The sequence below is a fragment of the Phytoactinopolyspora endophytica genome (assembly GCF_004138495.1).
Taxonomy (GTDB): Bacteria; Actinomycetota; Actinomycetes; order Jiangellales; family Jiangellaceae; genus Phytoactinopolyspora; species Phytoactinopolyspora endophytica.
This window is the reverse complement of sequence record NZ_ML142849.1, coordinates 699,216-703,275: the sequence shown is the minus strand read 5'-3', so window position 1 is coordinate 703,275 and position 4,060 is coordinate 699,216. Positions and strand designations below refer to the sequence as shown.

Here is a 4,060-nt window from a genome sequence, read left to right as displayed (position 1 = left end):
GCCCCGGGCGTCGAGGGACCGGGCAGTCGAACAACGGTGGCGCCGGGCGCCCGGCGCGCGGAGACGGGCCGAAAGGGACCGGCCGCGCAGGTTCCGCGGGGTCGGGCACTGGACGGACGGCCGGCAACGGGACCGGCGGGGCGAAGAGCCCGCGCGGGAGCGACGCACCACGTGGCGGCACCGGGCGCGCGAAGCCCGGCCGGCCGGCCGCGGGCGGCGGGCGTAAGGCGACGAGCAGCGGTCGGACGACGTCGGGCGGCGGATCGAAGGCGGCAAACAGCGGTCGGACGACGTCCGGTGGCGGATCGAAGGCGGCAAACAGCGGTCGGACGACGTCCGGTGGCGGATCGAAGGCCGCAAGCGCCGGTCGGAAGCCGCCGAGCGGCGGCCGGCGTCCTGTCCGCACGACCAGGCCCGCTGCGCAGACCACCGCGGTGAAGCCGGGACGGACCACGAGGCCGGCGGCCAGGAAGCCGGCGAAGACCCGGCCGGCCAAGCCGAAAGCGACGAAGAAGAGGCCGCCCCGGCTGTTCCGGATGGCCGACCCCCGCAAACGCCTCAAGGTGCTGCTCGTGGGGGTCTGCGTCCTGATGTCGTTGTTCGCCGGGCGTCTGGTACAGCTGCAAGGCCTGGACGCCTCCACCTACATGCTCACGGCCAGCCAGATCGGGCGGACGACGGTGGAGCTCGCGGCCGAACGTGGCGACGTCGTCGACCGCAACGGTGAGCCACTGGCCCGCGCCGTCGAGTCGTACAACCTCTTCGTCGACCAAACCCAGGTCGCGAACCCGGCGGCCTACGCGCTCCAGCTCGAGACCGTGCTGGACCAGGACGCCGAGACGCTGCAAGAGAGGCTGACCGGCGACGACCGGTTCGCCTACGTCGCCAAGGGCGTGGGCGGATCGACGTGGCGGGAGATCCAGGACATGGACCTCGAAGGCGTGGACGCCGAGAACGCCGAGGTCCGCGCCTACCCGGCCGGCCCGGTCGCCGGAAGCGTCGTCGGGTTCCTCGGCGCGGACGGGACTCCGCTGGGCGGCCTCGAGCTGTCCCAGGAGGAGGTCCTGGCCGGCCAGGACGGCCGGGTGGTGTATCGGGAGAGCCCGGGCGGCGAGCGGATCGCCACCGACGCGGTCGCGCGGGAGGAACCGGTGGCCGGAGACGGCCTGGAGCTGACCATCGACCGAGACCTGCAGTGGTACTCCGAACAGGTGCTGGCGGACGCGGTGGACAACGCCAACGCCGACGGCGGGACGGCCGTCGTGCTGGAGCTTTCCGACGACGCGAGCGAGATCGCCGCGCTGGCGAGTTCCCCGTCACTCGACCCGAACAACCCGGAGGACACCGAAGGCCCGGACCGCGGGAGCCGGGCGGTGGAGGAGGCGTACGAGCCCGGATCGGTGTTCAAGCCGCTGACCATGGCGGCCGTGCTGGAAGAGGGCGAGGCCGACGCGTCGACGGCGTACTCCGTGGCGGACAACATCCGGCGCAGCGGTCACACCATCCGGGACCACTACGGCCACCCCGAGCAGGAGATGACGCTGACCGGAGTGCTGGCGAAGTCGAGCAACGTCGGTACCTTGCAGGCGGCCGAGCAGCTCGACGCCGAGACGTTCCGCGGGTACCTGGCGGAGTTCGGCATCGGAGAGGCGACCGGCATCGGGCTGCCGTCGGAGACCTCGGGCCGGCTGCCGTCGCTCGACGAGTGGTCTCAGCTCACCCACGACAACATCTCGTTCGGCCAGGGTGTCTCGGTCAACACGGTCCAGATGGCCTCGGCGTACGCGACGATCGCCAACGGTGGTGTACGTGTCGACCCGACACTGATCTCGGCCACCGTCGACTCGGACGGAGAACGGACACCGGTGGAGCCCAAGGACCCGCAGCGTGTGGTCAGTGAAGAGACCGCGGCCGAGGTGGCCCAGATGATGGAGGCCGTGATGGGCGAGGGCGGCACCGGTGAGAGCGCCATGCTGGAGGGCTACCGGGTGGCCGGCAAGACCGGGACGGCACAGCGCATCGACCCCGAGTGCGGCTGCTACGGACAGTACAACGCGTCATTCATGGGATTCGCGCCTGCCGACGATCCGCAGTACGTTGTCGCGGTGTCGCTGATGAATCCACGCAACGGCAACTCGGGCAGCGGGCTGGCCGGGCCGGCCTTCTCGGACATCCTGCGCTTCGCCCTCGAACGGGACGGGGTGACGCCGGGTGAGGAGCCGGCACCGGAGCTCCCGCTCTTCGCCGATGGAACCAACGGCGAGTAGATTTTGCTGCCGTGCCTGATTGGTTTGGTCCCCGTCCTCAGCAGCTCGAGCCGTTCCCGCTGGCCGCGCTGCGAGAGTTGCTTCCCCTCGGTGCTGTCCCGGAACAGGACGACATCGCGGTCACCGGGGTCACCCATGACTCACGCCAGGTGCGCCCGGGTGACCTCTACGTCGCGTTGCCCGGTGAGGTGACGCACGGCGCCCGGTTCCTGGACGACGCGGTGCAGGCGGGCGCCGCGGCGGTGCTCACCGACGACGCCGGAGCGAGCCTGGCGGGTCTGCGCCGGGAGATCGGCGGCGGCTGGCTGGGCGTGGTGCCCGTCATCGTCGTGGACCATCCCCGGGCATGGCTGGGCGAGGTGTCCTCGGCGATCTACGCGCACCCGTCGAAGGAGCTGTTGACGCTGGGCGTCACCGGCACCAACGGGAAGACCACGACGGCCTACCTGCTGGCCGCCGGGCTGCGCCAGGCGGGAATCCGTACCGGGCTGATCGGTACCGTGGAGACCCGGATCGGCGACGAGGTGGTCCGTAGTGTCCGCACCACCCCGGAGGCCACGGACGTGCACGCGATCCTCGCTGTGATGCGCGAACGGGGCATGCGGGCATGCGTCATGGAGGTGTCCAGCCACGCGCTGGCCTATCGCAGGGCGTCCGCGATCCGGTTCGACGTCGCCGGCTTCACCAACCTCTCCCAGGACCATCTCGACTTCCACGCCGACCTGGAGGAGTACTTCGCCACCAAGGCGCGGCTGTTCACGTCCCGGCATGCCAAGCGTGCGGTGATCTGCGTCAACGACGAGTACGGACGCAGGCTCGCCGAGCGTGCGGAGATCCCGAGTGTCACCGTCGCCACGGTGGTGGGCGCGGGCCCAGCGGACTGGGCTGTGGAGCGGCGAGACGACGAGCGAGCGGAGTGGGCGGCGGAGCGAGGAACGAGCGGAGCTGGCCGCGGGGGGAGTGAGGAGTCGAGCGCGACCGATGTGGTGGAGTCGAATGCCTCGCCGGCGGCCGGCGTCTTGACTGCGGCCGACGGCCGGTCAGTTCCGCTGCGGGTGCCGCTGCCCGGCGACTTCAACGTGTCCAACGCCGCACTGGCGGTGGCGATGCTCACCGAGGTGGGAGTCGACCTCGAGGACGCGGCCGACGGTGTCGCCGCCTGCACCGGTGTGCCGGGCCGGATGGAACGTGTCTGGCCCGAGCCGGATGCCCCCGACGCGCCCATGGCGCTGGTCGATTACGCACACACCCCGGACGCCGTCCAGAATGTCCTACGGGCATTGCGGCGAGACCGGCCGGACGGCGGACGGCTGATCGCCGTCATCGGAGCCGGCGGCGACCGCGACCGGGACAAGCGCCCGGCCATGGGGGCCGCTGCCGCCGCCACCGCGGACGTCGTGGTGATCACCGACGACAACCCGCGCTCGGAGGACCCGGCGGCGATCCGGGCGGCGGTGCTCGCGGGCACTGAGGACGTGCGGGACTCCGAACGCGCGGACGTGGTAGAGGTAGCCGGTCGACGCGACGCGATCAGCGCGGCGCTGCGGCTGGCGCAGGGAGATGCCGACACGGTGATCGTGCTCGGCAAGGGACACGAGCAAGGGCAGGAGATCGCAGGCACCGTGGAGCCATTCGATGATCGTGAGGTGCTCCGTGAGGAGCTGCGCGGGTGGAGGGCGATGTGATTCGGCTGACGTTGGCTGAGGTGGCCGCGGCGGCGGGTGGTCGACTCGAGCCCGGCCCCGAGGCGAGCACCGAGGACCCGCAGACCGTGACGGTCTCGGCTCCCGTGG

Annotated in this window: 2 protein-coding genes and 1 pseudogene; 2 read left to right on the top strand and 1 reads right to left on the bottom strand. The window is 71.5% G+C overall.

Annotated features, from left to right (window positions below; translation table 11 throughout):
* A pseudogene (locus ELR45_RS36615) lies at nt 1-553 on the bottom strand (hypothetical protein); the annotation flags it as partial.
* On the opposite strand from ELR45_RS36615, the gene ELR45_RS03060 reads away from it, so the two are divergent.
* Nucleotides 537-2,267 (top strand): peptidoglycan D,D-transpeptidase FtsI family protein, encoded by a 1,731-nt coding sequence (locus tag ELR45_RS03060; protein WP_165367425.1) that lies wholly within the window; start codon nt 537-539, stop codon nt 2,265-2,267. The pseudogene ELR45_RS36615 and the gene ELR45_RS03060 overlap by 17 nt on opposite strands.
* Nucleotides 2,268-2,278: 11 nt before the next feature.
* On the top strand, nt 2,279-3,952 hold the full coding sequence (locus ELR45_RS03055) for a UDP-N-acetylmuramoyl-L-alanyl-D-glutamate--2,6-diaminopimelate ligase (RefSeq protein ID WP_129663276.1): 1,674 nt from the start codon (nt 2,279-2,281) through the stop codon (nt 3,950-3,952).
* The last annotated feature ends 108 nt before the right edge of the window (nt 3,953-4,060 follow it).

Coding starts and splice junctions, on each gene's coding strand:
- ELR45_RS03060 (WP_165367425.1), top strand. CDS start 537: ATGGCCGACCCCCGCAAACGCCTCAAGGTGCTGCTCGTGGGGGTCTGC.